This is a genomic window from Variovorax sp. SG517 (genome assembly GCF_013376045.1).
Taxonomy (GTDB): Bacteria; Pseudomonadota; Gammaproteobacteria; order Burkholderiales; family Burkholderiaceae_C; genus Variovorax.
The window spans coordinates 20,099-46,622 of the sequence record NZ_JABMJG010000011.1; the positions used below are offsets into that span (position 1 = coordinate 20,099).

Annotated in this window: 25 protein-coding genes; 19 read left to right on the forward strand and 6 right to left on the reverse strand. The window is 66.9% G+C overall.

Translation table 11 applies throughout. The annotated features are described in order from the left end of the window. Positions 1-13 precede the first annotated feature (13 nt). On the reverse strand, positions 14-1,198 hold the full coding sequence (gene metK, locus FHT32_RS28445; RefSeq protein WP_176667924.1) for a methionine adenosyltransferase: 1,185 nt from the start codon (positions 1,196-1,198) through the stop codon (positions 14-16). A gap of 218 nt (positions 1,199-1,416) precedes the next feature. On the opposite strand from metK, the gene FHT32_RS28450 reads away from it, so the two are divergent. Together FHT32_RS28450 and FHT32_RS28455 are read left to right on the forward strand one after the other, a co-directional pair. Further along, a complete protein-coding gene (locus FHT32_RS28450) occupies positions 1,417-2,307 on the forward strand; it encodes a lysophospholipid acyltransferase family protein (RefSeq protein WP_176667925.1) in 891 nt (296 codons plus the stop codon). Beyond that, the gene (locus FHT32_RS28455) at positions 2,304-3,188 is read left to right on the forward strand and encodes a lipid A biosynthesis acyltransferase (RefSeq protein ID WP_176667926.1); all 885 of its coding nucleotides are present in this window, start codon (positions 2,304-2,306) and stop codon (positions 3,186-3,188) included. The genes FHT32_RS28450 and FHT32_RS28455 overlap by 4 nt, the downstream gene beginning before the upstream one ends. A gap of 12 nt (positions 3,189-3,200) precedes the next feature. Here the strand turns inward: FHT32_RS28455 and FHT32_RS28460 are convergent, their stop codons facing one another. Both FHT32_RS28460 and yihA read right to left on the reverse strand, forming a co-directional pair. Further along, positions 3,201-4,115: an alpha/beta fold hydrolase gene (locus FHT32_RS28460; protein WP_176667927.1), complete on the reverse strand. Its 915-nt coding sequence runs from the start codon at positions 4,113-4,115 to the stop codon at positions 3,201-3,203. Positions 4,116-4,203: 88 nt separating this feature from the next. Beyond that, positions 4,204-4,953: a ribosome biogenesis GTP-binding protein YihA/YsxC gene (yihA, locus tag FHT32_RS28465; protein ID WP_176667928.1), complete on the reverse strand. Its 750-nt coding sequence runs from the start codon at positions 4,951-4,953 to the stop codon at positions 4,204-4,206. Positions 4,954-5,025: 72 nt separating this feature from the next. Here yihA and FHT32_RS28470 point away from each other — a divergent pair, with 72 nt between their 5' ends. The 5 genes from FHT32_RS28470 to FHT32_RS28490 all read left to right on the forward strand — a co-directional run bounded on the left by FHT32_RS28470 (position 5,026) and on the right by FHT32_RS28490 (position 11,245). Next, complete coding sequence (locus FHT32_RS28470) at positions 5,026-5,700, forward strand: cytochrome c (RefSeq protein ID WP_176667929.1); 675 nt, start codon at positions 5,026-5,028, stop codon at positions 5,698-5,700. A gap of 123 nt (positions 5,701-5,823) precedes the next feature. Further along, on the forward strand, positions 5,824-7,986 hold the full coding sequence (locus tag FHT32_RS28475) for a cytochrome c biogenesis protein ResB (protein ID WP_176667930.1): 2,163 nt from the start codon (positions 5,824-5,826) through the stop codon (positions 7,984-7,986). A 14-nt stretch (positions 7,987-8,000) separates the two neighbouring features. Next, entirely contained in the window at positions 8,001-9,317 is a 1,317-nt protein-coding gene (gene ccsB / locus FHT32_RS28480) for a c-type cytochrome biogenesis protein CcsB (protein WP_176667931.1), read from the forward strand. A 118-nt stretch (positions 9,318-9,435) separates the two neighbouring features. Then, positions 9,436-10,461, forward strand: coding sequence for a protein-methionine-sulfoxide reductase catalytic subunit MsrP (gene msrP, locus FHT32_RS28485; protein WP_176667932.1), 1,026 nt, complete (start codon positions 9,436-9,438; stop codon positions 10,459-10,461). A 139-nt stretch (positions 10,462-10,600) separates the two neighbouring features. Then, positions 10,601-11,245 (forward strand): protein-methionine-sulfoxide reductase heme-binding subunit MsrQ, encoded by a 645-nt coding sequence (locus FHT32_RS28490; RefSeq protein WP_176667933.1) that lies wholly within the window; start codon positions 10,601-10,603, stop codon positions 11,243-11,245. A gap of 15 nt (positions 11,246-11,260) precedes the next feature. Here FHT32_RS28490 and lysA read toward each other — a convergent pair whose 3' ends face one another. Both lysA and FHT32_RS28500 read right to left on the reverse strand, forming a co-directional pair. Beyond that, positions 11,261-12,541 (reverse strand): diaminopimelate decarboxylase, encoded by a 1,281-nt coding sequence (lysA, locus tag FHT32_RS28495; RefSeq protein WP_176667934.1) that lies wholly within the window; start codon positions 12,539-12,541, stop codon positions 11,261-11,263. Then, entirely contained in the window at positions 12,538-12,840 is a 303-nt protein-coding gene (locus FHT32_RS28500; RefSeq protein WP_176667935.1) for a lipoprotein, read from the reverse strand. Before FHT32_RS28500 ends, lysA begins: the two co-directional genes overlap by 4 nt. 12 nt (positions 12,841-12,852) lie before the next feature. Here FHT32_RS28500 and cyaY point away from each other — a divergent pair, with 12 nt between their 5' ends. After that, positions 12,853-13,185: an iron donor protein CyaY gene (cyaY, locus tag FHT32_RS28505; protein WP_176667936.1), complete on the forward strand. Its 333-nt coding sequence runs from the start codon at positions 12,853-12,855 to the stop codon at positions 13,183-13,185. Positions 13,186-13,213: 28 nt separating this feature from the next. Here the strand turns inward: cyaY and FHT32_RS28510 are convergent, their stop codons facing one another. Beyond that, positions 13,214-15,622 carry a penicillin-binding protein 1A gene (locus FHT32_RS28510; protein WP_176667937.1) on the reverse strand — a complete coding sequence of 803 codons (2,409 nt, stop codon included), beginning with the start codon at positions 15,620-15,622 and terminating at the stop codon, positions 13,214-13,216. Between the two features lie 241 nt (positions 15,623-15,863). Between FHT32_RS28510 and FHT32_RS28515 the strand changes: the two genes are divergently transcribed. From FHT32_RS28515 to FHT32_RS28565, 11 genes are read left to right on the forward strand one after another with little or no spacing between them, the layout of a single operon-like run. After that, on the forward strand, positions 15,864-16,943 hold the full coding sequence (locus tag FHT32_RS28515) for a pilus assembly protein PilM (RefSeq protein WP_093196407.1): 1,080 nt from the start codon (positions 15,864-15,866) through the stop codon (positions 16,941-16,943). Then, complete coding sequence (locus FHT32_RS28520; protein ID WP_176667938.1) at positions 16,940-17,560, forward strand: PilN domain-containing protein; 621 nt, start codon at positions 16,940-16,942, stop codon at positions 17,558-17,560. The genes FHT32_RS28515 and FHT32_RS28520 overlap by 4 nt, the downstream gene beginning before the upstream one ends. 6 nt (positions 17,561-17,566) lie before the next feature. Then, a complete protein-coding gene (locus FHT32_RS28525) occupies positions 17,567-18,244 on the forward strand; it encodes a type 4a pilus biogenesis protein PilO (protein WP_176667939.1) in 678 nt (225 codons plus the stop codon). After that, positions 18,241-18,780: a pilus assembly protein PilP gene (locus FHT32_RS28530; protein WP_093196402.1), complete on the forward strand. Its 540-nt coding sequence runs from the start codon at positions 18,241-18,243 to the stop codon at positions 18,778-18,780. The genes FHT32_RS28525 and FHT32_RS28530 overlap by 4 nt, the downstream gene beginning before the upstream one ends. After that, the gene (gene pilQ, locus FHT32_RS28535; RefSeq protein WP_176667940.1) at positions 18,777-20,930 is read left to right on the forward strand and encodes a type IV pilus secretin PilQ; all 2,154 of its coding nucleotides are present in this window, start codon (positions 18,777-18,779) and stop codon (positions 20,928-20,930) included. The genes FHT32_RS28530 and pilQ overlap by 4 nt, the downstream gene beginning before the upstream one ends. Before the next feature lie 23 nt (positions 20,931-20,953). Then, a complete protein-coding gene (locus FHT32_RS28540) occupies positions 20,954-21,502 on the forward strand; it encodes a shikimate kinase (RefSeq protein WP_176667941.1) in 549 nt (182 codons plus the stop codon). A gap of 35 nt (positions 21,503-21,537) precedes the next feature. Continuing rightward, the gene (gene aroB, locus FHT32_RS28545) at positions 21,538-22,650 is read left to right on the forward strand and encodes a 3-dehydroquinate synthase (protein WP_176667942.1); all 1,113 of its coding nucleotides are present in this window, start codon (positions 21,538-21,540) and stop codon (positions 22,648-22,650) included. Further along, a complete protein-coding gene (locus FHT32_RS28550; protein WP_176667943.1) occupies positions 22,647-23,777 on the forward strand; it encodes a deoxyguanosinetriphosphate triphosphohydrolase in 1,131 nt (376 codons plus the stop codon). The genes aroB and FHT32_RS28550 overlap by 4 nt, the downstream gene beginning before the upstream one ends. Then, positions 23,774-25,036 carry a CynX/NimT family MFS transporter gene (locus FHT32_RS28555; RefSeq protein ID WP_176667944.1) on the forward strand — a complete coding sequence of 421 codons (1,263 nt, stop codon included), beginning with the start codon at positions 23,774-23,776 and terminating at the stop codon, positions 25,034-25,036. Before FHT32_RS28550 ends, FHT32_RS28555 begins: the two co-directional genes overlap by 4 nt. After that, entirely contained in the window at positions 25,033-25,608 is a 576-nt protein-coding gene (locus tag FHT32_RS28560) for a DUF1415 domain-containing protein (RefSeq protein WP_176667945.1), read from the forward strand. Before FHT32_RS28555 ends, FHT32_RS28560 begins: the two co-directional genes overlap by 4 nt. After that, entirely contained in the window at positions 25,605-26,483 is an 879-nt protein-coding gene (locus tag FHT32_RS28565; protein ID WP_176667946.1) for an SAM-dependent methyltransferase, read from the forward strand. Before FHT32_RS28560 ends, FHT32_RS28565 begins: the two co-directional genes overlap by 4 nt. Positions 26,484-26,524 lie beyond the last annotated feature (41 nt).

Consider the following 26,524-nt stretch of genomic DNA (forward strand, 5'->3'; position numbering starts at 1 on the left):
TCTTTTCTCTTGATTACTTGAGGCCGGCTGCCGCGCGCAGTGCGGCGGCCTGCGTGGTCGCTTCCCAGGTGAACTCGGGCTCCTCGCGGCCGAAGTGGCCGTAGGCGGCGGTCTTCTGGTAGATCGGGCGCAGCAGGTCGAGCATCTGGATGATGCCCTTCGGACGCAGGTCGAAGTGCTCGCGCACCAGTTCCGCGATCTTGTCGTCGGGGATCACGCCCGTGCCTTCGGTGTACACGGTGATGTTCATCGGCTGTGCCACGCCGATGGCGTACGCCACCTGGATCTGGCACTGGCGCGCCAGGCCGGCGGCCACGATGTTCTTGGCGACGTAGCGTGCGGCGTAGGCGGCCGAGCGGTCGACCTTCGACGGGTCCTTGCCCGAGAACGCGCCGCCGCCGTGCGGGCAGGCGCCGCCGTAGGTGTCGACGATGATCTTGCGGCCGGTGAGGCCGCAGTCGCCCTGCGGGCCGCCGATGACGAAGCGGCCGGTCGGGTTGATCAGGTAGCGCGTGTTCTGCAGCCACTCCTTGGGCAGCACCGGCTTGATGATCTCCTCGATGATGGCTTCGTTGAACGAAGCCTTCATCTTGGTGGGCGTCTCGCTCTGGTCGGGGCTGTGCTGGGTGGAGAGCACCACGGTGTCGATGCTGTGGGGCTTGCCGTCCACGTAGCGCATCGTCACCTGGCTCTTGGCGTCGGGGCGCAGGAAGGGCAGGCGGCCGTCCTTGCGCAGCTGGGCCTGGCGCTCGACGAGGCGGTGCGCGTAGTAGATGGGCGCGGGCATCAGCTCTGGCGTTTCGTCGCAGGCGTAGCCGAACATCAGGCCCTGGTCGCCAGCGCCGGTGTTCAGGTGGTCGTCCGATGCGTGGTCGACGCCCTGGGCGATGTCGTTGGACTGCTTGTCGTAGCAGACCATCACCGCGCAGCCCTTGTAGTCGATGCCGTACTCGGTGTTGTCGTAGCCGATGCGCTTGATGGTGTCGCGCGCGACCTGGATGTAGTCGACGTGCGCGTTGGTGGTGATTTCGCCCGCCAGCACCACGAGGCCGGTGTTGGTCAGCGTCTCGGCTGCCACGCGGCTTCGGGGGTCCTGCTCGAAGATCGCGTCGAGGATGGCATCCGAGATCTGGTCGGCGACCTTGTCGGGATGGCCTTCGGAGACGGATTCGGACGTGAAGAGGAAGTCGTTCGCCATTTGTTCAAAACTCCTTGAATGACTGGCGCGTTGCCAACTCTGCGGAGCTCTGGCGAACGCTTTAGCAGATGCCGATTTCTCGACCCGGCACAATCGCACTGCTGCGCTTGTGTTTGTCGCCCTGCAAGTTGTTCCGTAACTCGGCGACAATTTGCATTCTATTCGAGCCGCGCAATACCATGCGCGCGCGTCCGTGTTTTGACTCCCTCCCGTATTCGATGATCACCCTGTTTCGCCTGCTTGCCTGCGTGCCGATGCCGCTGATGCATCGACTCGGTGCATTGCTGGGCTGGCTGGTCTGGTGGAGCGCGCCCGGTTACCGTCGCCGCTTCAAGGCCAACGCCGAGAGCGCGGGCTTCGGCCCCGAGCAATACCGTCCCGCCATCGCCGCCGCCGGCAAGATGGCGTCCGAACTGCCCTGGCTGTGGCTGCGGCCCCAAGGGGAAACCGTGCTGCATCGCGTGGTGCGCTGGGAGGGCGTGGAGGCCTTCGAGGCGGCCATGCAGGCGAAGAAGGGCGTGATCCTGGTCGCGCCGCATCTCGGCAGCTGGGAGATGTGCGGCCAGGCCATCGGCGAGCGTTTTCTCTCGACCTACGGGCCGATCACCGCGCTTTTCCGACCCGCGCGCAAGAAATGGATGGCCGACCTTATCGCCGCCGGCTCGCGCGACAGGCCCGGCCTGCAGACCCTGCCCACCAACAACACCGGCGTGCGCGGCCTGATCCGCACGCTGCGCAGCGGCGGCTACACCGGCATCCTGCCCGACCAGGTCCCGCCGCTCGGCCAGGGCGTATGGGCGCCTTTCCTGGGCCGCCCGGCCTACACCATGACCCTGCTTCCCCGACTCGCGCAACAGACCGGCGCGGCCTGCTTCCTCAGCGTGTGCGAACGCCTGCCGAATGCGGCCGGCTACGTGATCCGCTTCGAACCCATCGTGGGAACCGCGCTGACCGACCCGTCCGCACCCATCGAGGATGCCGCTGCCGCGATGAACGATGCCATCGGCCGCCTCATCCACAGCCTGCCGGGCCAGTACGTCTGGGACTACGCCCGCTACAAGGAGCCGCGCGCCGAGCGCGTGGTTGCCGCTGCCGGGGAGGCCGCATGAGCCTCGGTTCCCGACTCGGCATCGGCTTCATGCGGGTGATCGCGCCGCTGCCGCTGCCCGTGGTGCGCGGTTTCGGTGCATTCCTGGGCCGCATCCTGCACAGCGTCGCGGTGCCTCGGCGGCGCGTGGTCGACACCAACCTGGCGGTCTGCTTCCCCGAGAAGTCGGAAGCCGAGCGCCGCGCGATCGCGAAAGAGACCTTCGTCTACGTGGCGCAGTCGTGGCTGGACCGCGGCTGGCTCTGGCATGCGCCCGAGAAGACGGTGGCCAGCCGGCTGAAGATCGTCGGCGCGGCCTCGGAGATCAGCGAGATCGCCCACGGCGACGAGCCCATGATCCTCTTCGCGCCGCATTTCTACGGCCTCGACGCGGCAGCCACCGCGCTCACGATGCACACGGCGCGCCCCTCGGCCACCATCTACACGACCCAGCGCGACCCCATGATCGACGCCTGGATCCGCGAGGGCCGCACGCGCTTCGGCGACGTGGCGGCGCTCAACCGGGTGGACGGCATCAAGCCTGTGCTGCAGGGCCTGCGCAAGGGCGGCCTGCTGTACCTGCTGCCCGACATGGACTTCGGCCGCGACCAGACCATCTTCGTGCCGTTCTACGGCGTGCAGGCGGCCACCGTGCCGTCGCTGTCGCGCTTCGCGCGGCTGGGCAAGGCGAAGGTGGTGCCGGTGGTGGCGAAGCTCACGCGCGAGGGCTACGAGATCGAAATCCTGCCGACCTGGCAGAACTTTCCGACGGACGACGTCGAGGCCGACACGGCGCTCATGAACGAGCGGCTGCAGGGGTATATCGACACGATGCCTTCGCAGTACTACTGGGTGCACCGGCGCTTCAAGACCCGCCCCGAAGGCGAGCCTCCCATCTACTGATCGACGCGGCCCTCAGGGGTTGCGCTGCAGGAAGCCCTCGATCTCGCGCGCGACCAGCTGCGGCTGCTCGTGCACGATCCAGTGGGTCGCGTTCGGCACTTTCTTGATCTCGAGCTTGGGCACGTATTCGTCGAGCCCTTCGAGCAGGCCGGGCAGCAGGGCCGCGTCGTCGAGCGCCCAGAACACGAAGGTCGGCACTTCCACCACGAGCCGCTCGCGCGGCAGCACGGGGATGCCGTCGACGGTCTGGCCCGGCAGCGGCGGCTTCATGGGCGTCACGCGGTAGAGGTTGCAGGCGCCCGTGAGGCCCGCGCCCCAGACCTCGCGGTATTGCTGCTTCACTTCCTCGGTGAGCCAGCCGAAGCCGTCGGGGCCGGCCTTCATCAGCAGGAAGAAGGGCCACATGCGCTTGAAGTCGTCGGCCGCGAGCAGCGCCTCGGCGTCGGGGCGCGCGAGGAAGTTCATGTAGGCGCTTGCCTGCTGCTGCGCCGGGTTGTTGCGAAGCTCGCGGGTGAAGGTGCCGGGGTGCGGCGAATTGATGATGACCAGCCGTCCGACCTGCTGCGGGAAGGCATTGGCATATCCCCAGCCAAAGGCGCCGCCCCAGTCGTGGGCGACCAGCGCGGCCATGGTGCCGTCGGCTCTCTCGGTGGCGGCGAGCTGCTGGATGTCCTGGATCAGCAGATGGGGCTTGTAGGCGGCCACGTCGGTCGGCGAGCTCGACTTCTCGAAGCCGCGCAGGTTGGGCGCCACGCAGCGGTAGCCGCCATGGGCCGGGTCGGAGAAGTATTCGAGCAGTTCGTCCCAGATGAAGGCGGCCTCGGGGAACCCGTGGAGGAACACCATCAGCGGCCGGCCCGGCTGGCCGGCGGCGCGGCAGCTCAGTGTGGTGCCGTTGGGCAGGCTGCGTTGGAATGTCTCGATCATGCTTCTTGTCTCCTTCGGGTTGACTGTGTCGCTATTGTTTTGATAGTGAACTACGCAGATGGGACGGTCGGTGCAGCCTGCCGGATCGTCAGGCGCCTTCCGGTGGCGGCGGTGGCTGGGGCGCGGCGGCCGGTGCGTCGGCGTCGTCCGGGTGCACCCAGCGCCACAGCAGCTCCGCCGCCTCGCCCACGCCTTGCTTCTTGAGGGCCGAGAACAGTTTCACCTCGCCGCCGCCGGCCTGCAGTCGCGTAATGGACAGCACCTTGGCGCCCTCGCTGCGCGTGAGCTTGTCGGCCTTGGTCAGCAGCACGAGGAACTTCAGGCCTTGCTGCACGCGCGGACGGATCACGTCGAGCAGGATCTCGTCGAGCTCGGTCAGGCCGTGGCGCGGATCGCACATGAGCACCACGCCGCGCAGGCTCTCGCGCGTCATGAGGTAGTTGCCCATCACGCGCTGCCAGCGCAGCTTGGCCTCGCGCGGCACGGCCGCATAGCCGTAGCCGGGCAGGTCGGCCAATACCGCGTCATCGACCTTCTGCTTGCCGATGCCGAACAGGTTGATGTGCTGCGTGCGGCCGGGCGTCTTGGAGGCGAAGGCCAGGCGCGTCTGCTGCGTGAGGGTGTTGATGGCGGTCGACTTGCCCGCGTTGGAGCGGCCGACGAAGGCGATCTCGGGCAGATCCAGGGGAGGCAGGTGCTCCAGCTGCGGGGCGCTGGTGAGGAAGTGGGCAGTGTGGAGCCAGCCCAGCGCCGCACGTTCGCGCTCGGCGACCTGGGGGTCCGCGGCGGGCGCCGCGCGGGGAGGATAGGCTGCGGGCTTGGCGCGCGGGGAGGGCATCTACGGACTTTCGAAACAGGGCCCACATTGTAGAATCGTGAGGTTTTGCGCCATAAATTCGAAGCCCCCGATATGAAGTTGTTTGCCAATATTGTGCTTGCGGCCCTCGTGGGCATCGCATCCAGCGTGAGTTTTGCAGCCGATGAACACGCGGCTGCTCCTGCCGCCCCGGCGGCCGCCAAACCGGCCAAGCCGGACCCCGCCAAGGGGGATGCGCTCTTCAACGCAACGCCGGCAAACAGCCAGAGCTGCGCCTCCTGCCACAACGCCGACGGCAACTCCGCCATCGCCGCCAACCCCAAGCTGGCGCAGCAGCATCCCGAATACATCCTCAAGCAGCTGCAGGACTTCAAGTCCGGCGCCCGCAAGAGCGCGATCATGAAGCCGCTGGCCTCGGCGCTGTCGGAAGAAGACATGCGCAACATCGCCTGGTTCGTGGGCTCGAAGAAGGTCAAGCCGGGCTTCTCGAAGGACAAGGACACCATCGCGCTGGGCGAGAAGATCTACCGCGGCGGCATCGGCGATCGCCAGATCCCCGCCTGCGCCGGCTGCCACAGCCCCAACGGCGCCGGCATTCCGGCCCAGTACCCGCGCCTGGGTGGCCAGAACGCCGACTACACCGTGGCCCAGCTCACCGCCTTCCGCGACAACGTCCGCCTGAACAGCCTGCCCATGACCGGCGTCGCCGCCAAGCTCAACGACAGGGAAATCAAGGCGGTCGCCGACTACATTGCCGGTTTGCGTTGATGATGGCGCTCCCTGGAGCGTGACCAGCCGCCGATAACAATCCCAGACAAAGGGCGGGCCGATCCAGCAGGATGGCCCGCCCTTTTTTGTTTTTCTCCTTCTCTTCCTTCCTACCTTCGCCCGATGTCCGTCTCCACCCATGGCCTTCGCGTTCATCGCGGCCCGCAGGTGCTTCGCGCCGCGGTGGAGCTGCTGTCGTCGATGCGTTTCGCGATCGCGCTGCTCACCATCATCTGCATTGCGTCGATCATCGGCACGGTGCTCAAGCAGCACGAGCCGATCAACAACTACATCAACCAGTTCGGGCCTTTCTGGGCCGAGCTGTTCCGCGCGGCGCGGCTCGACTCCATCTACAGCGCCTGGTGGTTCCTGCTGATCCTGCTGTTCCTGGTGGTCAGCACCACGCTGTGCATCGTGCGCAACACGCCGCGCATCCTGGTCGACCTCAAGACCTTCAAGGAAGACATCCGCGCGCAGAGCCTGAAGGCTTTCGGCCAGCGTGCGGAGAGCAAACTGGGTGAAGCCCCCGAGGCAGCGGCCAACCGCATCGGGCAATTGCTGGTGAGCGGGGGATGGAAGGTCAAGCTGCAGCGGCGCGAGGCCAGCGCCAATGGCAAGAACGACGCGGGCTGGATGGTCGCGGCGCGCGCCGGCGGCGCCCACAAGCTCGGCTACATCGCGGCCCACAGCGCGATCGTGCTGGTGTGCATCGGCGGCCTGTTCGACGGCGACCTGGTGGTGCGCGCGCAGACCTGGTTCAACGGCAAGAGCGTGTTCACCGGCGGCGGCATGATCGCCGACGTGCCGCCCCAGCACCGGCTGTCGGCGAGCAACCCGACCTTCCGCGGCAACATCCTCGTGCCCGAGGGCGGGCAGGGCAGCGTGGCCATCCTGAACCAGTCCGACGGCGTGCTGCTGCAGGAGCTGCCGTTCTCCATAGAGCTGAAGAAGTTCATCGTCGACTACTACTCGACCGGCATGCCCAAGCTCTTCGCGAGCGAAGTCGTGCTGCACGACCGCGAGACCGGCGAGCAGGTGCCCGCGCGCATCGAGGTCAACCACCCGGCCAGCTACAAGGGCGTGGAGATCTACCAGTCGAGCTTCGATGACGGCGGCTCCAAGGTGAAGCTCAAGGCCGTGCCGATGGCTGCCGCGGCCAAGCCCTTCGAGGTGGAGGGCGTCATCGGTGGCCCGAGTACCGAGATCACCAATGGCAAGGACAAGCTCACGCTCGAATACGCCGCGCTGCGCGTGATCAACGTCGAGAACTTCGCCGACGCCAACGCCATGGGCAGCGGCGCCGACGTGCGAAAGGTCGACCTGCGCCACGACATCGAATCGCGCCTGGGTGCCGCCAACAAGACCAACAAGCCGAAGGTGCTGCGCAACATCGGCCCGAGCATCGGTTACAAGCTGCGCGACGCTGCCGGCCAGGCGCGCGAATACCAGAACTACATGGTGCCGGTCGACACCGGCGACGGCCAGCCGGTGTTCCTGCTGGGCATGCGCGAGAAGCCCGAGGAGCCATTCCGCTACCTGCGCGTGCCGGCCGACGAGCAGGGCTCCATGGACGGCTTCGTGCGCATGCGCGCCGCGCTCGGCGATGCCGCCACGCGCGAGCGCGCCGTCGAGCGCTACATCGCCAAGGCCACCGATCCCAAGCGTCCGGAAATGGCCGAGCAGCTGCGCGTGTCGGCCACGCGCGCGCTGGCGCTTTTCGCGGGCAGCGAGCGCGCCAAGGCCGACGCCACCACCGCGGGCGGCTGGCAGGCGATTGCCGAGTTCATGGAAACCAACGTGCCCGAGGCCGAGCGCGAGCGCGCCGGCGGCGTGCTGGTGCGCATACTCAACGACGTGCTGTTCGAGGTGCTCAACCTGAGCCGCGAGGGCGCCGGCCTGGCCGCGCTGCCCAACGACGAGAAATCGCAGGCCTACCTGACGCAATCCGTGCTGGCCATCAGCGACGCGCACTTCTACCCGGCCCCGGTCGCGATGATGATGACCGACTTCACCCAGGTTCAGGCCAGCGTGTTCCAGGTGGCGCGCGCCCCCGGCAAGAACATCGTCTACCTGGGCTGCCTGTTGCTGATCGTCGGCATTTTTGCCATGCTGTACGTGCGCGAGCGCCGCCTGTGGGTGTGGCTGGCACCCGACGGCACGGCTTCCGAAGGCGACGCACCCCCGACGACGGCGGCCACGATGGCTTTCTCGGTGAATCGCAAGACCATCGACAGCGACCGCGAATTCGAGCATCTCAAACGCAAGCTGCTCGCTCTGAACGCATAAGACCACGAGACGACATGAACACCACGACCCTCACGCTCAATGAAAGCTGGCTCTCGCGCCGCAACCTGTTCGACTGGGTGTTCGCGGCGCTGGTGGTGGCCGGCGGGCTCTTCGCCTTCACGCGCTATGCGGGGTCGATGGATTACTACGAGAAGCCGATCCTCATCGCGGCGGTGATCGCGACCATCGCCATCGGCTGGTTCTGGCGGCCGCTGCGGGTGCTGGCGATCGTGGTGGCTGCGGCCTCGCTGCTGGCCATCGCCTCGTACCAGGGCGACCTGGCGCGCGCCGACACGGTGTTCTGGCTCAAATATTTCCTGTCGAGCCAGTCGGCCATCCTCTGGATGAGCGTGCTTTTCTTCATGAGCACACTGTTCTACTGGCTGGGCTTCTTCGGCGGAAAGCAGGCGGACACCTTCGATGCTATCGGCTCGCGCCTGGCGTGGGCGGCGGTGACGATGGCGCTGATCGGCACCATGGTTCGCTGGTACGAAAGCCACCAGCTCGGCCCGGACATCGGCCACATCCCCGTGAGCAACCTGTACGAGGTGTTCGTGCTGTTCTGCTGGCTGACGGCGGCCTTCTACCTGTACTTCGAGGAACGCTACGGCACGCGTGCGCTCGGCGCCTTCGTGATGCTGGTGGTCAGCGCGGCGGTGGGCTTTCTGCTCTGGTACACGATCGTGCGCGAGGCGCACGAGATCCAGCCGCTGGTGCCCGCGCTGCAGAGCTGGTGGATGAAGCTGCACGTGCCGGCCAACTTCATCGGCTACGGCACCTTCGCGCTCGCAGCCATGGTCGCCTTCGCCTACCTCATCAAGGAACAGGCGGACGAGAAGCGCTGGTACAAGCTCACGCCGATCTGGCTGCTGGGCGTGGCGCTGTGCTTCGTGCCGGTGGCGTTCCGCCAGCGCGTGCAGGAGGCCGGCGGCAGCTACTGGGTGATCTATGCGGGTATCTCGGCGCTGATCGCCGCGGGCATCCTGCTGGGCCGCAAGCGCATCGCCGCGCGCCTGCCGGCCAACGAGGTGCTCGACGACGTCATGTACAAGTCGATCACCGTCGGCTTCGCCTTCTTCACCATCGCCACCGTGCTGGGTGCCCTGTGGGCGGCCGACGCCTGGGGCGGCTACTGGAGCTGGGACCCGAAGGAGACCTGGGCGCTGATCGTCTGGCTCAACTACGCGGCCTGGCTGCACATGCGGCTGGTGAAGGGCCTGCGCGGCACCGTGGCGGCCTGGTGGGCGCTGGGCGGGCTGGCGGTCACGACCTTCGCCTTCCTGGGCGTGAACATGTTCCTGAGCGGGTTGCACAGCTACGGCACCCTGTGAATGCAGGTCTGCGGGCTTTCGCGAAGAATTATTGAAACCGCGCGCCTCGGCGGCGCGTAACCGGATCAGGGTCGGCCACGAACTACCCTGAGCACAACGATTCCGCGAAAGGCCCGTCATGTCGTTCCAATCCCGTCCGATCCGCCGCAGCAGCAACAGTGGCGGCAACGGTTTCATCCATCCGCTGTCCAGCGAGATCACGCCCCGGGGGGTCTACGAAGGCCGCCGCGACATGCTGAAGCTCATGGCCGGCGGCGCTGCGGGAGCCGCGCTGGCGGCGTTCGCGTCGCGTGAAGCCCTGGCCCAGGTCGAGCGCCCCAACAAACTGGCGCCGCTGCCCGGCGCGAAATCGGCGGTTCCTGGCGCCGTCTCGATGGAAAAGGTCACCGACTACAAGGACGCTTCCACCTACAACAACTTCTACGAGTTCGGCACCGACAAGGCAGACCCTGCCAAGAACGCCGGCACGCTGAAGACGCGGCCGTGGACGGTGGAGGTGGAAGGGCTGGTCAAGAAACCGGGCAAGTACGGCATCGAGGACCTGCTCAAGCTCAGCGCGCAGGAAGAGCGCATCTACCGCCTGCGCTGCGTCGAGGGCTGGTCGATGGTCATTCCGTGGGTCGGCTACTCGCTGGCCGAGCTCATCAAGAAGGTCGAGCCGCAGGGCAACGCCAAGTTCGTCGAGTTCGTGACCCTGGCCGACCCCAAGACCATGCCCTTCGTGGGCTCGCGCGTGCTCGACTGGCCCTACACCGAGGGCCTGCGCATGGACGAGGCGATGCATCCGCTCACGCTGCTGGCCTTCGGCATGTACGGCGAGGTGCTGCCCAACCAGAACGGCGCGCCGGTGCGGCTGGTGGTGCCGTGGAAGTACGGCTTCAAGTCGGCCAAGTCGATCGTGAAGATCCGCTTCGTCGAGAAGGAGCCGAGCACCGCCTGGAACAAGGCCGCGGCCAACGAGTACGGCTTTTATTCGAACGTGAACCCCAACGTCGACCACCCGCGCTGGAGCCAGGCCACCGAACGCCGCATCGGCGACGGCGGCGGGCTGTTCGCCAAGCGGCGCAAGACGGAGATGTTCAACGGCTATGAAGCGCAGGTCGGCCAGCTTTATGCGGGCATGGACCTCAAGAAGAACTACTGAAATGGGGCTCGCCCCCAGGCTGCGCGCACTTCGTGTCGCGCGCGCCTTCCCCCTACCGGGGGCAACACCTGCGGCCCGGCAAAGCCGGTTCCGCGGTGTTTCTCGAAGGTGCGACGTCTCTTTTTTCATGGAGTGTCTTGTGAACAAGCTGCTCATGCATCCTGCGACCAAGCCGGTCGTCTTCCTGCTGTGCCTGCTGCCTTTCGCGCGGCTGGCCTATGGTGCGTTCACGGACGGGCTGGGTGCCAACCCCGCCGAGTTCCTGATCCGCGCCACCGGCGACTGGACGCTGCGCTTCATCTGCATCGTGCTGGCGGTGACGCCGCTGCGCGTGATGAGCAAGTGGAACGCGCTCGCGCGCTACCGCCGCATGCTGGGCCTGTTCGCGTACTTCTACGTGGTGCTGCACCTGCTTTGCTACAGCTGGTTCGACATGGGCTTCGAGTGGGCCGACATCGCCAAGGACATCGCCAAGCGGCCGTTCATCCTGGTGGGCTTCTCGGCCTTCGTGCTGCTGACGCCGCTGGCGGCCACGTCGTTCAACCGCGCGATCAAGGCGATGGGCGCGAAGCGCTGGCAGATGCTGCACAAGCTGGTCTACCTGATCGCGGGGCTGGGCCTGCTGCACTTCTTCTGGATGCGCGCGGGCAAGAACAACTTCGCGGAAGTGTTCGTCTATGCCGCGATCATCGCGGTGCTGCTCGCCTGGCGCGTGTGGAACTACTTCGCGAGCAAGCGCGGCAAGGGAAAGCCGGCATCAGCAGGTGCGGTGCGCACCGGCTGATGCGGGAAAAGGCGATCAGCCGTCGATCTCACTGCGCAGCTGGTCTTCCATCGTCTCGCGCCGGCGGATCAGCTTTGCGCTCGCGCCGCTCACCAGCACTTCGGCGGCGCGGCCGCGCGTGTTGTAGTTGCTGGACATGCTCATGCAGTACGCGCCCGCCGACAGCACGGCCAGCAGGTCGCCCGACAGCACGTTGAGCGCGCGGTCGCGGCCGAGCCAGTCGCCGCTTTCGCAGACCGGGCCGACCACGTCGTAGGTCGTGGCATCGCCGGTGCGGGCACGCACCGGCACGATGCGCTGGAAGGCCTGGTACATCGCGGGGCGGGGCAGGTCGTTCATGGCCGCGTCGACGATGCAGAAGTTCTTGTCCTCGCCGGGCTTGGTGTAGAGCACTTCGGTAACGCACACGCCGGCGTTGCCGACCAGCGAACGGCCCGGCTCGATCACCAGCTTGCGCTTGCCGAAGCCGCGCGCGTCGAGCTTGGCGAGCAGCTGCTGCCACAGCGCATCGGCCTTGGGTGGCACTTCGCCGTTGTAGTCAATGCCCAGGCCGCCGCCGAAGTCGAGGTGATGGATCGGCACGCCGGCCGCCTCGATGGCCTCCACCAGGTCGAGCACGCGGTCGCAGGCGTCGAGGTAGGGCGAGGCTTCGGTGATCTGCGAGCCGATGTGGCAGTCGATGCCCACCACCTCCAGCCCCGGCAGGCGCGCGGCATGCTTGTAAGCCTCGACGGCGCGGTCGTGCGCAATGCCGAACTTGTTGCCCTTCAGGCCGGTGGAAATGTAGGGATGCGTCTTCGGGTCGACGTTCGGATTGATCCGGATGCTGATCGGCGCGCGCTTGCCTTCGGCCACCGCCACCTCGTTGAGCACGTCGAGTTCGGCTTCGCTCTCCACGTTGAAGCAGGCGATGCCGGCGGCAAGGGCCTGGCGCATTTCGGCGCGGGTCTTGCCCACGCCCGAGAAGATGATCTTCTTAGGATCGGCACCGACCGCCAGCACGCGCGACAGCTCGCCGCCGGAGACGATGTCGAAGCCGCAGCCGGCTTCCGCGAACACGCGCAGCACGCCGAGCGAGGAGTTGGCCTTCATCGCATAGCAGATGAGGGCGTCGCGTCCTTCGAAGCCGCGCTGGTAGGCGGCCAGCGCGTCCAGCATCCATTGCTGCGAGTAGACGAAGAGGGGGGTGCCATGTTCGCGGGCCAGCGCATCGAGCGCCACGCCTTCGACGTGCAGCGCGCCATCGCGCTCCGCGATGTGCGGCTGGCCGGGCAGGGAGTTGGCGGTTGCGCTCACTTGCGTTGCTCCGTGCCGGTGTTGTTGCTGTTACCCGCCGGTGCGCTGGCGGCTGCGGCCGGCGCGGGCGCAGCCTGGTTGGAAGGTGTGGAGGAGGTGGTTGACGACGAAGGCCGCAGGCTCTCGGGCGTCATGAGCTCCGGCAGCGTGGCGCGCCCGGCAGCGGCAGGATCGGTCGGCAGGTACAGCGGACCGCGCTGCCCGCAGGCCGCAACGAGCCCGGCGGCGCCCACGGCGAGGCAGACCATGAGCGCAGCGCGGACGCGGGCGCTCACTAGAATTTGGTGAACGTTCAACATGGCGAAATTGTAATGACCGACACCGAGTACATGGATCGCGCCGAGGCTGCCCTTGCAGCCATCGAGCTGGGCTGCGATCGCATCAACGAAACGACCGACGCGGACATCGACAACCAGAGGGTGGGCGGGATGATCACGATTTCATTCCGCAACGGCAGCCAGCTGATCGTGAACCTGCAGAAGCCCCTGCAGGAAATCTGGCTCGCCGCGCGTTCCGGCGGTTACCACTACCGCCATGACGGCAAGGCCTGGGTCGACACCAAGACCGGCGAGGAGTTCTTCGGAAACCTCTCGCGCGAAGCGACTCTTCAGGCCGGGCAGCAGCTGACCTTCGCGGCCGCCTGATCCTTTTCTTTGCTCGCGTCCGCCGTCTTCAGTTGCGGAACAGGTCGAGGATGCGGTTGCGCTCCTCGGGCGGGGCCGGCGCGCTCACAGGGGCGCCGGTCAGGGCCTCCACCGGCGCCACGGGCGCGGATTCCACGCCCAGGCTCGCAACGCCGCGTCCCGGCGCGTAGTCGTCGTAGTACCACTCGCCGCCGACGTTCACGATGCCCGCGGGCGGGTTGGCCGACAGCTCGGTCACCGGCACGCCCTTGATGGCGGTTTCCATGTAGGTGATCCAGATCGGCAGGCTCAGGCCGCCGCCGGTCTCGCGGTCGCCCAGGTTGCGCGGCGTGTCGTAGCCGATCCACGAGATGGCCGTCATGGTGGGCTGGAAGCCGGCGAACCATGCGTCCAGCGAGTCGTTGGTGGTGCCGGTCTTGCCGTACAGGTCGGGACGCTTGAGCATCGCCTGCGCCTTCGCGGCGGTGCCGCCACGGGCCACGGAGTTCAGCAGCGTGTCCATGATGAAGGCGTTGCGCTGCGGAATGACGCGCAGCGATTCGTTCAGCAGGGGAGGCTGCTTGTCGACCAGCACCTTGTCCTTGTGGTCGGTGATGCGGGTCACGAGGTACGGATTGACGCGATAGCCGCCATTGGCGAACACCGAATAGCCCACCGCCATCTGCATCGGCGTGACCGAGCCCGCGCCCAGCGCCATCGGCAGGTAGGCCGGGTGCTTTTCCTTGTCGAAGCCGAAGTTGGTGATCCACTCCTGCGCGTAGCGCGTGCCGATGGACTGCAGGATGCGGATCGACACGAGGTTCTTCGACTTCATCAGCGCGGTGCGCATCGACATCGGGCCGTCGTAGCCGCCGCCGTAGTTCTTGGGCTCCCAGGGCTGGCCGCCGGTGGTGCCGGCGTCGAAGAAGAGCGGGCCGTCGTTGATGACCGTTGCCGGCGTGAAGCCCTTTTCGAGCGCCGCGGAATAGATGAACGGCTTGAAGCTCGACCCCGGCTGGCGCCATGCCTGCGTCACATGGTTGAACTTGTTCTTGCCGAAGTCGAAGCCGCCCACCAGCGCCTTGATGGCGCCATCGCGCGGGTCCATGGCGACGAAAGCGCCCTCGACCTCGGGCAGTTGCGTGATCTCCCAGGTGTTCTTGGGCGTCTTCACCACGCGGATGACCGCGCCGCGGCGGATCTTGATGTTCGGCGGGGCCTTGTCGGAGAGGCCGGACTGCGCGGGCTTGAGGCCGTCGCCGGTGATCTGCACCGGGTCGCCGTTGCCGCGCACGGCGTCGATCTGCTTGGGCGTGGCCTTGAGCACCACTGCCGCCATCACGTCGCCGTTGTCGGGGTGGTCGCTGAGCGCATCGTCGACCGCTTCGTCGAGGTCCTTGGGGTCGTTCGGCAGGTCGACGAACTTCTCGGGGCCGCGGTAGATCTGGCGGCGCTCGTAATCCATGATGCCCTTGCGCAGCGACTTGTAGGCCGCGGCCTGGTCGGCAGCGACCAGCGAGGTGTAGACCTTCAGGCCGCGCGTGTAGGTGCTGTCGCCGTACTGGGCATACATCAGCTGGCGCACCGTTTCGGCGACGTATTCGGCGTGCAGGCGGTTCGGGTCGGCCGCGTCACGCAGGTGCAGCTCTTCCTTCTTGGCTTCCGCGGCCTGCTCGGCGGTGATGAAGCCGGCTTCCTGCATGCGGTCGATCACGTAGAACTGGCGGCCGCGCGCGCGCTGCGGGTTGTTGACCGGGTTGTTCGCGCCTGGCGCCTTCGGCAGGCCAGCCAGCATGGCGGCCTGAGCGATGGTGAGCTCCTGCAGGGGCTTGCCGAAATAGGCTTCGGAAGCGGCGGCGAAGCCGTAGGCGCGGTTGCCGAGGTAGATCTGGTTCAGGTAGATCTCGAAGATCTGGTCCTTGGTGAGCAGGTGCTCCAGCTTGAAGGTCAGCAGCACCTCGTAGATCTTGCGGGTGAGCGTTTTCTCGGAGCTCAGGTAGACGTTGCGCGCCACCTGCATGGTGATGGTGGATGCGCCCTGGCTCTTCACGCGGTTCATGTTGGCCAGACCGGCGCGCACCATGCCCTTGTAGTCGACCCCGCCGTGGTCGTAGAAGCGGGCGTCTTCGGCGGCCAGGACGGCGTCCTTCACGACCTTCGGAATCGCCGAGATCGGGGTGAGGTTGCGGCGCTCCTCGCCGAACTCGCCGATCAGGATGCCTTCGGCCGAGAACACCCGCAGCGGCAGCTTGGGCCGGTAGTCGGAGAGTTCGCTGATGTCAGGCAGGTTCGGATAAGCGACCGCGAGGGCCACGGCCACCACGCACAGCACCGCGAGCACGCCGGCCAGCGCGATGCCGAAGCACCAGAAGAAAAAGCGCAACAGCCATTTCAGCCAGGTCGGGCGCGTGGGGGGAGGGGTCTTGGCTGGCCCTTTGGGGCTGGAAGTTTCTTGCATGAGGGGCCGCACAGAGTCACCCGACATTATAAAAAGCCGGCCTCTCCACACGATCCGATCTTTGTGGGGCTTGCATTGCCCTAATTCAAAAGTTACAAAATGCGGTTTTGACGTCAGGTTTTGACAACGCTTCAGGGTTTTGCCCTCCGGCGTTGCTTGGTTGCCGCTACGCCTGCTGCTAGCATGCAACCGAATTCAATTTTTTCTATTGGTTACAAATACAGGGGAAGAGGAACCTGCCTTGGCTGCTCTTGGATCATTGTTTCGTCGTCAGAACGCTCCCCTGCTGGGGCTGGACGTAAGTTCGTCCAGCGTCAAGCTGGTCGAGCTCGGCCGTGAGGCCAGCGGCAAGCTGGTCCTGGAGCGCTGCGCCATCGAGCCCCTCGAACGTGGCTGGATCACCGACGGAAACGTCGAAAAGTTCGACGAGGTGGCCGAAGCCGTGCGACGCGTCATCCGCAAGAGCGGCACGCGCACCCGCAACGTGGCGCTCGCGCTGCCGCCTTCGGCGGTCATCACCAAGAAGATCATTCTTCCCGGCGGCATGAGCGAGCAGGAGCTCGAGATCCAGGTCGAATCCGAGGCCAATCAGTACATCCCGTTCTCGCTGGACGAAGTCAGCCTCGACTTCTGCGTGACAGGGCCGAGCACCACTTCGGCCGGCGACGTGGAAGTGCTGATCGCCGCATCGCGCAAGGAAAAGGTCCAGGACCGCGAAGGCCTGGCGGAAGCCGCCGGCCTGAAGGCGATGATCCTCGACGTCGAGTCCTATGCCTCGCGCCTCGCGACCGCCCGCCTGATCGAGCAGCTGCCCGGCAAGGGCGTCGATTCGATCGTGGCGCTGTTCGAGGTGGGTGCCTTCACCACCAGCATGCAGGTCCTGCGCAACCAGGAAGTGCTGTACGACCGCGACCAGGCCTTCGGCGGCGCCCAGCTCACGCAGCTGATCGTGCGCCAGTACGGTTTTTCCGCGGAAGAGGCCGAAGCCAAGAAGCGCAGCGGCGATCTGCCCGACGACTACGGCTCCGGCGTGCTCAAGCCCTTCGTCGAAAGCATCGCGCAGGAAATCGCGCGTGCGCTCCAGTTCTTCTTCACCAGCACGCCGCACAACCGCGTCGACTACGTCCTGCTGGCAGGTGGATCGGCTTCGCTGCCGGGCCTGACCAATGCGGTCACGCGGCAGACGTCGTTCGCCTGCTCGCTGCTCAATCCCTTCGAAGGGATGGAAATCAGCTCGAACGTCAGGGAGAAGAAGGTCCGCCGCGAGGCGCCGTCCTATCTGACCTCCTGCGGGCTGGCCATGCGGAGGTTCCTGCAGTGATCCTCATCAACCTGCTTCCGCACCGCGAAGCTGCACGCAAGCGCAGGCGCGAGGCCTTCTATGGCACCCTGGGCGCCGCGGCGCTTCTGGGCGGCCTGATCGCGGTCCTGGGCTACCTCTGGTTCGAGGCCCAGATCTCGGCGCAGCAATCGAAGAACAGCTTTCTCCAGGCCGAGATCAAGAAGCTCGAAGTCGAGATCAAGGAAATCTCGACCCTGCAGGAAGAAATCGCCGCGCTGCGCGCGCGCCAGCAGGCGGTCGAAGACCTGCAGGGCGACCGCAATCTTCCCGTCCACCTGCTCAACGAACTGGTCCGGCAACTGCCCGACGGCGTCTACCTGACCAACATGAAGCAGGACAACCAGACTGTCACGCTGCAAGGCATGGCGCAGTCGAACGAGCGCGTCTCGGAACTGCTGCGCAACCTGGGCAACAACAGTCCGTGGCTGGTGAAGCCCGAGCTGGTCGAAATCACGTCGGCGAATGTGAACCTGAATCCGCGCGACCAGCGTCGCGTGGCGAACTTCACGATGCGCATCGGCCTGAAACGCCCCACCGATGCTCAGAAGGCCGCAGCCGAAAAGGCGCTGGCCGCAACGGCGCAGTCCAAGGGGTAACCGATCATGGCAAGCAATCGCCCCTCCCAGAAAGTCGACGTCGCCGCTGCGCTGCAGCGCGTCGGCGACCAGTTCCGCGGGCTCAATCCGAACGATCCGTCGACATGGCCGGCAGTGCCCCGCTACGCGCTCTGCCTGGCCGTCACGGCGCTGGTACTCGTTGCGCTCTGGTTCGCCTGGCTGACCAATTCGAACGACGAGCTCGAGAGCGAACGCTCCAAGGAGATCGCGCTCAAGACCGACTACCAGAAGAAGGTGGCACAGGCCGCCAACCTCGAACTGCTGAAGAAGCAGCGCGAGCAGGTGCAGCAGTACGTGACCCTGCTCGAGAAGCAGCTGCCCAGCAAGGCCGAAATGGACGCCCTGCTGTCGGACATCAACCAGGCGGGCCTGGGCCGCAGCCTCCAGTTCGAACTGTTCCGTCCGGGGCAGGTGTCGGTGAAGGACTACTACGCCGAGCTCCCGATCGCCGTGCGCGTGACCGGGCGCTACCACGACATGGGTGCCTTCGCCGCCGACGTGGCGGGCCTCTCGCGCATCGTGACGCTGAACAACATTTCCGTCACCCCGCAAAAGGACAAGGACGTGCTGACGATGGATGCCACCGCGCGTACCTACCGTTACCTCGATGACGACGAGCGGGCCGCGCAGAAGCGTGCTTCCGCGCCGAAGGCGAAGAAATGAAGATCGTCGCCAAAGTACTGTGGCTGACGCTGGCGGCGTCGGCACTGAGCGCCTGCGATTCCGACCAGGAAGACCTGCAACGGTGGATGGCCGAGCAGCGCGCCCAGGTGAAGCCCTCGGTGCCGCCCATCTCCGAGCCGAAGAAGTTCACCCCGCAGGCATACACCGAAGCCTCGGCCTTCGAGCCTTTCAACATCCTGAAGCTGACCCAGGCGCTGCGCCGCGAATCGAACCAGCCGAGCACTTCCGAGCTGATCGCGCCCGAGCTGGCGCGTCGCAAGGAGGCGCTCGAGGCCTTCCCGCTCGACTCGATGGCCATGGTCGGCAGCATGAACCGCAACGGCCAGCCGGTGGCGCTGGTTCGTGTCGACAAGCTGCTCTACAAGGTTCGCGTCGGCGAATACCTGGGACTCAATTACGGGCGTATCACCCGAATCAACGAAACCGAAGTCGCCCTGCGTGAGATCGTGCAGGACGCCGCCGGTGAATGGATCGAACGCGTCGCGACGCTGCAGTTGCAAGAGAGTGCGAAATGAACCATAAGAAATCAACGATGGCACAGTGGCTGCGCGCTGCCGGCCTGGGTCTGCTGGCCTTCGGTGCATTGGCCGTGGCCCATGCGCAAAATGCCATCGAAGCCGTGACCAGCTCCACGCAGTCCGGTTCGGAAGTGATCCGCATCGATCTTGCGCAACCGCTCGCCGCGGTGCCCGCCGGATTCACCGTCCAGACGCCGGCGCGCATCGCGCTCGACTTCCCGGGCGTTACCAACGCCATCGGCCGTTCCGCCATCGAAGTGAACCAGGGCAACCTGCGCTCGGTGAACGTGGTGCAGGCCGGTGAACGCAGCCGCGTGGTGCTGAACCTGAAGCAGGCGACCGCCTACAAGGCCGAGATCCAGGGCAAGTCGCTGCTGGTGGTGCTGGACCCGGTGGCCGGGCCGGCGCTTGCCGCATCGCCCGCCAGCACGGCCTTCGCGGAAAACCGCAACCGCGACATGCTGCCGCTGAAGGACGTCGATTTCCGCCTCGGCTCGGACAGCACGGGCCGGGTCATCGTCGATCTTCCCAACAACCAGGTGGGTGTCGACGTCAAGCAGCAGGGCAAGAGCCTCGTCGTGGAATTCACCAAGTCGACGTTGCCCGAGGGCCTGCGCCGCCGCCTCGACGTGGCCGATTTCGGCACCCCGGTACAGCTGATCACCTCGCAGCAGACTGGCGACCGCGTCCGCATGACGATCGACGCCAAGGGCGACTGGGAGCACAGCGCCTACCAGAGCGAGAACCAGTTCGTGGTCGAAGTCCGTGCCCGCAAGGTCGATCCGACCAAGCTGACCCAGGGCGTGGGCTACAACGGCGAGAAGCTGTCGCTGAACTTCCAGAACATCGAGATCCGTTCGCTGCTGCAGGTGATCGCCGACTTCACGAACTTCAACATCGTGACTTCGGATTCGGTGAGCGGCGCCCTGACGCTGCGCCTGAAGGACGTGCCCTGGGATCAGGCGCTCGACATCATCATGCAGGCGAAGAACCTGGGCATGCGCAAGAACGGCAGCGTGCTGTGGATCGCGCCCAAGGATGAGATCAACGCCAAGGAAAAGCTCGAGTTCGAGGCGAAGGCCGCGATTGAGAATCTGGAGCCGCTGCGCACCCAGTCGTTCCAGCTCAACTACACCAAGGCGATCGCCATTGCGCAGGGGCTGACCGGCACAGGAGCTGGCGGCGGTGGTGGCGGTGGCGGCGGCACGACGACGCGTATCCTGAGCCCGCGCGGCAGCGTCATCGCGGAGTCGCGTACCAACCAGCTTTTCGTGTCGGATGTTCCTTCGCGGCTGGCGCAGGTGGCAGAGCTGATCCAGAAACTGGACGTTCCTGTGCGTCAGGTTCTGATCGAGGCCCGCATCGTCGAGGCGTCGGACACCTTCGGCAAGTCGCTGGGCGTGCGTCTGGGCGGCGGTATCGCAGGCGAACGCTTCGCGTCTTCCGGCGGAAACCGGGCGTTCGGGAATCTCGGCGTCATGCCGATCACCACGCCGGGCACCAATGGCGGTGCCACCACGGCCACGAGCACGTTCACCAACTCCAACTTCATCAACCTTCCCGCAGGCGATGCCGGCGGCACCGGCAACGCGGCAGGCACCTTCGCGATCTCGCTCTTCAATTCGAGCTTCTCGCGCATGCTGAACCTCGAGATCTCGGCGCTCGAAGCAGACGGCAAGGGCAAGCTGGTGTCCAGCCCCCGCGTCATCACGGCCGACCAGACCAAGGCGCTGATCGAGCAGGGCGAGGAAATCCCGTACCAGCAGGCCACCTCCAGCGGTGCGACCTCGATCTCGTTCCGCAAGGCGGTGCTGAAGCTGGAAGTCACGCCGCAGATCACGCCGGAAGGCAACATCATCCTGACGCTGGACGTGAGCAAGGACGCCCGCGGCGTGAACACCTCGGCAGGCCCTGCGATCAACACCAAGCACGTGCAGACCGAGGTGCTGGTGGAGAACGGCGGCACGGTCGTCATCGGTGGTATCTTCGAGCTCACCGAAACCAATGACGAATCGCGCGTGCCGGTGCTGGGTGAAGTGCCCTATCTGGGAGCACTGTTCCGCAAGCGCGAACGCGTTGCCAACAAGACTGAAATGCTCGTCTTTATCACCCCGAAGATGATTACCGACCGCAACGCCGCGCGCTGACGCGCGGGCGTAGCAGCCACCGCGTGGCGGTCGCACTCGTCGGCTTGCCCGGCGCCGGAAAATCCGCAGTGGGCCGGCGCCTGGGGATGCGGCTGGACCTTCCTTTCGTGGACACCGATCACGTGATCGAGCAGCGCATCGGCTGCTCGATCCGTGATTACTTCGAGCGCGAGGGCGAAATCGCCTTCCGCGATCTCGAACAGACCGTGATCGCCGACCTCGCGGCCAATGCCCAGGGCGTGCTGGCTACCGGAGGCGGCGCTGTGCTGCGGGAAGCCAACCGCACGCAGCTGCGCGATCACTTCCACGTGATTTACCTGCGTTCCTCCCCCGAAGACCTGTTCCGGCGCCTTCGCCACGACGTCAAGCGCCCCCTGCTCCAGGTGGCCGATCCGCTGGGGCGGCTGCGGGAGCTGCATGACGCGCGCGACCCGTTCTATCGGGAAACCGCCCACGACGTGGTCGACACCGGACGCCCGACGATCGCCATGCTGGTGAACATCATCGTGATGCAGCTCGAGCTGGCGGGCGTCATCGAGCCGGGCGCGCATCCCGAGGATCCCCCCGCCTGAGCCCCCGGGCCGCGCAGCGCCTAAACTCGCTGCCCATGTCCCTGTCCGAACTCTCCGCCCCGCCAGAACGCGTCGACATCCAGCTCGGCGACCGCAGCTATCCGATCCTGATCGGCGCCGGCCTGCTGGACGACCCGCGGAGCTTCGATGCCGTGCCCACCTCGGCCACGGCCCTCATCGTCAGCAACACCACGGTGGCGCCGCTCTATGCCAAGGCGCTGCAATCCGCCCTGGCAGGCCGTTTCAGGGCGGTCCACCTGCTCGAGCTGCCCGATGGCGAGGCCTACAAGAACCTGCAGACGCTGAACCTGATCTTCGACGAGCTGCTGGGCCGCGGCAGCGACCGCAAGACGGTGCTTTTCGCGCTCGGCGGCGGCGTGGTCGGCGACATGACCGGCTTCGCGGCCGCCAGCTACATGCGCGGCGTGCCCTTCGTGCAGGTGCCGACCACGCTGCTGGCGCAGGTCGACTCCTCTGTGGGCGGCAAGACGGCCATCAACCACCCGCTGGGCAAGAACATGATCGGCGCGTTCTATCAGCCGCAGCTCGTGGTCTGCGACCTGGGTACGCTGCAGACGCTGCCGCCGCGCGAACTCAGCGCCGGCCTGGCCGAAGTCATCAAGTACGGCCCGATCCACGACATGGCCTTTCTCGACTGGATCGAGGCGAACATCGATGCGCTCGTCGCGCGGGAGCCGGCCGCGCTGGCCCATGCCGTCAGGCGCAGCTGCGAGATCAAGGCGCTGGTGGTGGGGCAGGACGAGCGCGAAAACGGCCTGCGCGCCATCCTCAATTTCGGCCATACCTTCGGCCACGCGATCGAATCGGGGCTCGGCTATGGCGAATGGCTGCATGGCGAGGCCGTCGGCTGCGGCATGGTCATGGCGGCACGGCTGTCGCAGCGGCTCGGCGGCGTCGATGCCGCCTTCGTCGAACGGCTCACGCGGCTGATCGACCGGGCCGGCCTGCCGATCGTCGGCCCGGCGCTGGGCGCGGACCGCTACCTGGAGCTGATGCGCGTCGACAAGAAATCGGAGGCCGGCGAGATCCGCTTCGTGGTGATCGACCGGCCCGGCTCCGCGGTGGTCCGCAGCGCGCCCGACGCGCTCGTGCGCGAAGTGCTCGCGCAGAGCTGCGCGCAGCAATGAGCCTCGCGGCCTATGCCTGCCTGCCCGCGCGTTCGCGCGGCCGTCGGCATGCGGAGCCGCCCGCGCCCACGCGCGATGCCTTCCAGCGCGACCGCGACCGGATCGTGCATTCCACCGCCTTCCGCCGGCTGGTCTACAAGACGCAGGTTTTTCTGAACCACGAGGGCGACCTCTTCCGCACCCGGCTCACGCATTCGCTCGAAGTCGCCCAGCTGGGCCGTTCGATCGCGCGGGCGCTGCGCATCAACGAGGACCTGGTCGAGGCGATCGCGCTGGCGCACGACCTGGGCCACACGCCCTTCGGTCACGCCGGCCAGGACGCGCTCGACGACTGCATGGCCGGCCACGGCGGCTTCGAGCACAACCTGCAGAGCCTGCGCGTGGTCGATGCGCTGGAGCATCGCTATCCGCAGTACGACGGCCTGAACCTCAGCTTCGAGACGCGCGAAGGCATCCTCAAGCACTGCTCGCGCGCGAACGCAGAGCGGCTCGAGGCAGCGGAGCCCAACGGCGTGGCGCGGCGCTTTCTCGACCGCACCCAGCCGGGGCTGGAGGCGCAGCTGTGCAACCTGGCCGATGCCATCGCCTACAACGCCCACGACATCGACGACGGCGTGCGCTCGGGGCTCATCACGGTCGAGCAGCTGTCCGATGTCGAGCTGTTCGAGCGCCATCGCCGCGAGGCGCTGGCCGAGCATCCGCAGCTGCAGGGGCGCCGCGTGCTCTACGAGGCCATCCGGCGCATGCTGAGCGCGCAGGTCTACGACGTGATCGATGCGACCCTGGCGGCGCTGGAGGCTCTCGCGCCGACCGACGCCGATGCCGTGCGCAAGGCGCCGCCCGTCGTGGCGTTCAGCAGCACCATGCAGGCCCAGTCGGAAGACCTGAAGCGCTTTCTCTTCCGCAACCTCTACCGGCACCCGCAGGTCACGCAGACCACGGACCAGGCGCGGGAAGTGGTGCGGGAGCTGTTCGCGGCCTACCTGGAACGCGGCGCAGAGATGCCGGCCTCCTACGGCGAACGCCAGGACAGGCCCCGTGCCGTCGCCGACTACATCGCCGGCATGACCGACCGCTTCGCCGTGCGCGAGCATGAGCGGCTGACCGGCAGGCGGGCCATCGCATGAGCGGGCAGGCCGGCAAACCGCGCGTTCCGATTGCCGCGCTGGCCGTCCTGCTGGGCGGCGTCAGCGGCTCCCTGCATCTGGGCAAGCTGCCGCCCGCCGTGCCGGCGCTGCAGGCATCGCTCGGCATCGGGCTGGTGGAGGCGGGTTTCCTGCTCGCGCTGGTCCAGGTCGCCAGCATGACGCTGGGGCTGCTGGTCGGGCTGGCGGCGGACACCATCGGGCTTCGCCGCAGCATGTTGACCGGGCTGATCGTGCTGACGCTTGCCAGTCTTCTCGGCGGCGCAGCCGGTACCGGACTCGGTGGCGACGGTGCGCACGCCGTGCAATGGCTGTTGGTGCTGCGCGCCGTGGAAGGCGTCGGCTTCCTGCTGGCGGTGATGCCCGGGCCCGGGCTGATCCGCGCCCTGACCCCTGCGGGGGCAGACAAGGCGGTGCTGGGCCTGTGGGGTGCCTACATGCCGCTGGGCGTGGCCCTGGCCCTGCTGGTCGGGCCGGCGTTCATCGGCTGGGGCGGCTGGGTGGATTGGTGGTGGGCGCTGTCGGCCGTGTCGGCCGTGGCGGCGCTGGGGCTTTGGCTCGTGGTGCCGGCGGACCGGCTGCGCCCGGCCGCCACGGGTTCGGCTTCCGGCGGTTGGGGGGCACGGCTGCGCGCCACCGTCGGCGCCCGCGCGCCCTGGCTGGTCGCGCTGAGCTTCGCCGTGTACTCGTCGCAATGGATCGCGGTGATCGGCTTCCTGCCGGCCATCTACGCGGGCGCGGGCGTGCCGGCTGCGTGGAGCGCGGTGCTCACCGCGCTGGCGGCCGCGATGAACATCGTCGGCAATGTCGCCGGCGGACGCTGGCTGCAGCGTGGCGTGGCTCCGCAGCGCCTGCTGCAGCTCGGCTTTCTCACCATGGCGCTGGCGGGCTTGGCCGCTTTCGCGCAGATGGGGCAGGGCGCCGACGCGCTGGGCCTGCCGCCGGTGCTGCGCTACATCGCCGTCTGCGCCTTCTCGCTGGGAGGCGGCATGGTGCCCGCCACGCTCTTCCTGCTGGGCGTGAGGCTTGCGCCCGGGCCTGCCACCGTTTCGACGACCATCGGGCTCATGCAGCAGGCCTCGGCGCTGGGCCAGTTCCTGGCGCCGCCCGCGGTGGCGTGGCTGGCGCATCGCGTCGGCGGCTGGCACTGGACCTGGGCGGCCACGCTGGCCTGTTCGCTGGTCGGCATGGCGGTCGCTCGCCGCCTGGGGCGTATTCGCCCCGCTGCGGAGATGGCATGACGCTACCGGCGACAATCGCAGCCCCCCAGGCCGAAGCCGACACGCGGCGCTGGCTCGAACGCGCGGTGATCGGCCTCAACCTGTGTCCCTTCGCGAAAGCCGTGCACGTGAAGGAGCAGATCCACTACGCCGTGTACGAGCCCGCCGAAGAGCCCGACCTGATGGACGCGCTGCTTGCCCAGGCCGAAGAACTCGTGGCGCTGGACGCCGCAGTGCGCGACACAACCCTTCTGATTGCACCGAACGCCTTGCCCGACTTCCTGGATTTCAACGACTTCACGGCGCGCGCCGAACGCCGTCTCGCCCGCGCCGGATTCGACGGTGTGCTGCAGCTCGCGAGCTTCCATCCGCGGTTCCAGTTCGCCGGCACCGAAGCCGAGGACATCGGCAACGCGACCAATCGCGCGCCGTACCCCACGCTGCACCTGCTTCGAGAGGACAGCGTGAGCCGCGCGGTCGAGGCCTTTCCGGAGGCGGAGGAGATCTTCGAGCGCAACATCGAGAGGCTCGAGGTGCTGGGTGCCGAAGGCTGGGCAAAGCTCGACGTCGGCCCGGGGAGCGCCAAGCCATGAACACCAAGACCGCACCGAAGACGAACAAGGCCGCCAAGGCCGACGCCGAACTGGCCGAGGTGCTGCGCCCCGGCCAGTCGGTCGAGCTGCTCAAGGAACTGCACATCCTGACCCGCGAGGGCCGGCTCAACCAGGACTCGCGGCGCAAGCTCAAGCAGGTCTACCACCTGTTCCAGTTCATCGAGCAGCTGCTGCGCGAGCTGCCGGAAGAGGGCGCGGGCGCCACGCTGGCCGACCATGGAGCGGGCAAGTCGTACCTGGGCTTCATCATCTACGACCTGTTCTTCCGGGCGAGATCGGGCGACGGGCATGTCTACGGCATCGAGACGCGCGGCGAGCTGGTCGAGCGTTCGCGCGAGCTCGCAAAGCGCCTGGGCTTCGAGCGTATGTCGTTCCTGAACCTCACGGTGGCCGAGTCGGCCCAGGCGAGCGAGCTGCCGGAGCAGATCGATGTGGTGACGGCGCTGCATGCCTGCGACACCGCCACCGACGACGCCATCGCCTTCGGCCTGGCCAAGAAGGCGCGCTGCATAGTGCTGGTGCCCTGCTGCCAGGCCGAGGTGGCCGCCTGCCTGCGCGAGACCAAGGCGCTGGCGCTGTCGCGCACGCCGCTGGCCGAACTGTGGCGCCATCCGCTGCACACGCGCGAGATCGGCAGCCAGCTCACCAACGTGCTGCGCTGCCTGTATCTCGAAGCCAACGGCTACAGCGTCACGGTGACGGAACTGGTCGGCTGGGAGCACAGCATGAAGAACGAGCTGATCCTGGCGCGCTACACCGGCCAGCGAAAGGCGAGCGCGGCGGCTCGGCTGCGCGAGCTGCTGGCGCAGTTCGGGCTCGACAAGCTCGGCGACACGCGCTTCCGGCTCGCCTGAGCGCGGGCGCGCAACCCGCGTCAGCCGGATCGAATTCATCC

Coding starts and splice junctions, on each gene's coding strand:
- metK (WP_176667924.1), bottom strand. CDS start 1,198: ATGGCGAACGACTTCCTCTTCACGTCCGAATCCGTCTCCGAAGGCCAT.
- FHT32_RS28450 (WP_176667925.1), top strand. CDS start 1,417: ATGATCACCCTGTTTCGCCTGCTTGCCTGCGTGCCGATGCCGCTGATG.
- FHT32_RS28455 (WP_176667926.1), top strand. CDS start 2,304: ATGAGCCTCGGTTCCCGACTCGGCATCGGCTTCATGCGGGTGATCGCG.
- FHT32_RS28460 (WP_176667927.1), bottom strand. CDS start 4,115: ATGATCGAGACATTCCAACGCAGCCTGCCCAACGGCACCACACTGAGC.
- yihA (WP_176667928.1), bottom strand. CDS start 4,953: ATGCCCTCCCCGCGCGCCAAGCCCGCAGCCTATCCTCCCCGCGCGGCG.
- FHT32_RS28470 (WP_176667929.1), top strand. CDS start 5,026: ATGAAGTTGTTTGCCAATATTGTGCTTGCGGCCCTCGTGGGCATCGCA.
- FHT32_RS28475 (WP_176667930.1), top strand. CDS start 5,824: ATGTCCGTCTCCACCCATGGCCTTCGCGTTCATCGCGGCCCGCAGGTG.
- ccsB (WP_176667931.1), top strand. CDS start 8,001: ATGAACACCACGACCCTCACGCTCAATGAAAGCTGGCTCTCGCGCCGC.
- msrP (WP_176667932.1), top strand. CDS start 9,436: ATGTCGTTCCAATCCCGTCCGATCCGCCGCAGCAGCAACAGTGGCGGC.
- FHT32_RS28500 (WP_176667935.1), bottom strand. CDS start 12,840: ATGTTGAACGTTCACCAAATTCTAGTGAGCGCCCGCGTCCGCGCTGCG.
- cyaY (WP_176667936.1), top strand. CDS start 12,853: ATGACCGACACCGAGTACATGGATCGCGCCGAGGCTGCCCTTGCAGCC.
- FHT32_RS28510 (WP_176667937.1), bottom strand. CDS start 15,622: ATGCAAGAAACTTCCAGCCCCAAAGGGCCAGCCAAGACCCCTCCCCCC.
- FHT32_RS28525 (WP_176667939.1), top strand. CDS start 17,567: ATGGCAAGCAATCGCCCCTCCCAGAAAGTCGACGTCGCCGCTGCGCTG.
- FHT32_RS28530 (WP_093196402.1), top strand. CDS start 18,241: ATGAAGATCGTCGCCAAAGTACTGTGGCTGACGCTGGCGGCGTCGGCA.
- pilQ (WP_176667940.1), top strand. CDS start 18,777: ATGAACCATAAGAAATCAACGATGGCACAGTGGCTGCGCGCTGCCGGC.
- aroB (WP_176667942.1), top strand. CDS start 21,538: ATGTCCCTGTCCGAACTCTCCGCCCCGCCAGAACGCGTCGACATCCAG.
- FHT32_RS28550 (WP_176667943.1), top strand. CDS start 22,647: ATGAGCCTCGCGGCCTATGCCTGCCTGCCCGCGCGTTCGCGCGGCCGT.
- FHT32_RS28555 (WP_176667944.1), top strand. CDS start 23,774: ATGAGCGGGCAGGCCGGCAAACCGCGCGTTCCGATTGCCGCGCTGGCC.
- FHT32_RS28560 (WP_176667945.1), top strand. CDS start 25,033: ATGACGCTACCGGCGACAATCGCAGCCCCCCAGGCCGAAGCCGACACG.
- FHT32_RS28565 (WP_176667946.1), top strand. CDS start 25,605: ATGAACACCAAGACCGCACCGAAGACGAACAAGGCCGCCAAGGCCGAC.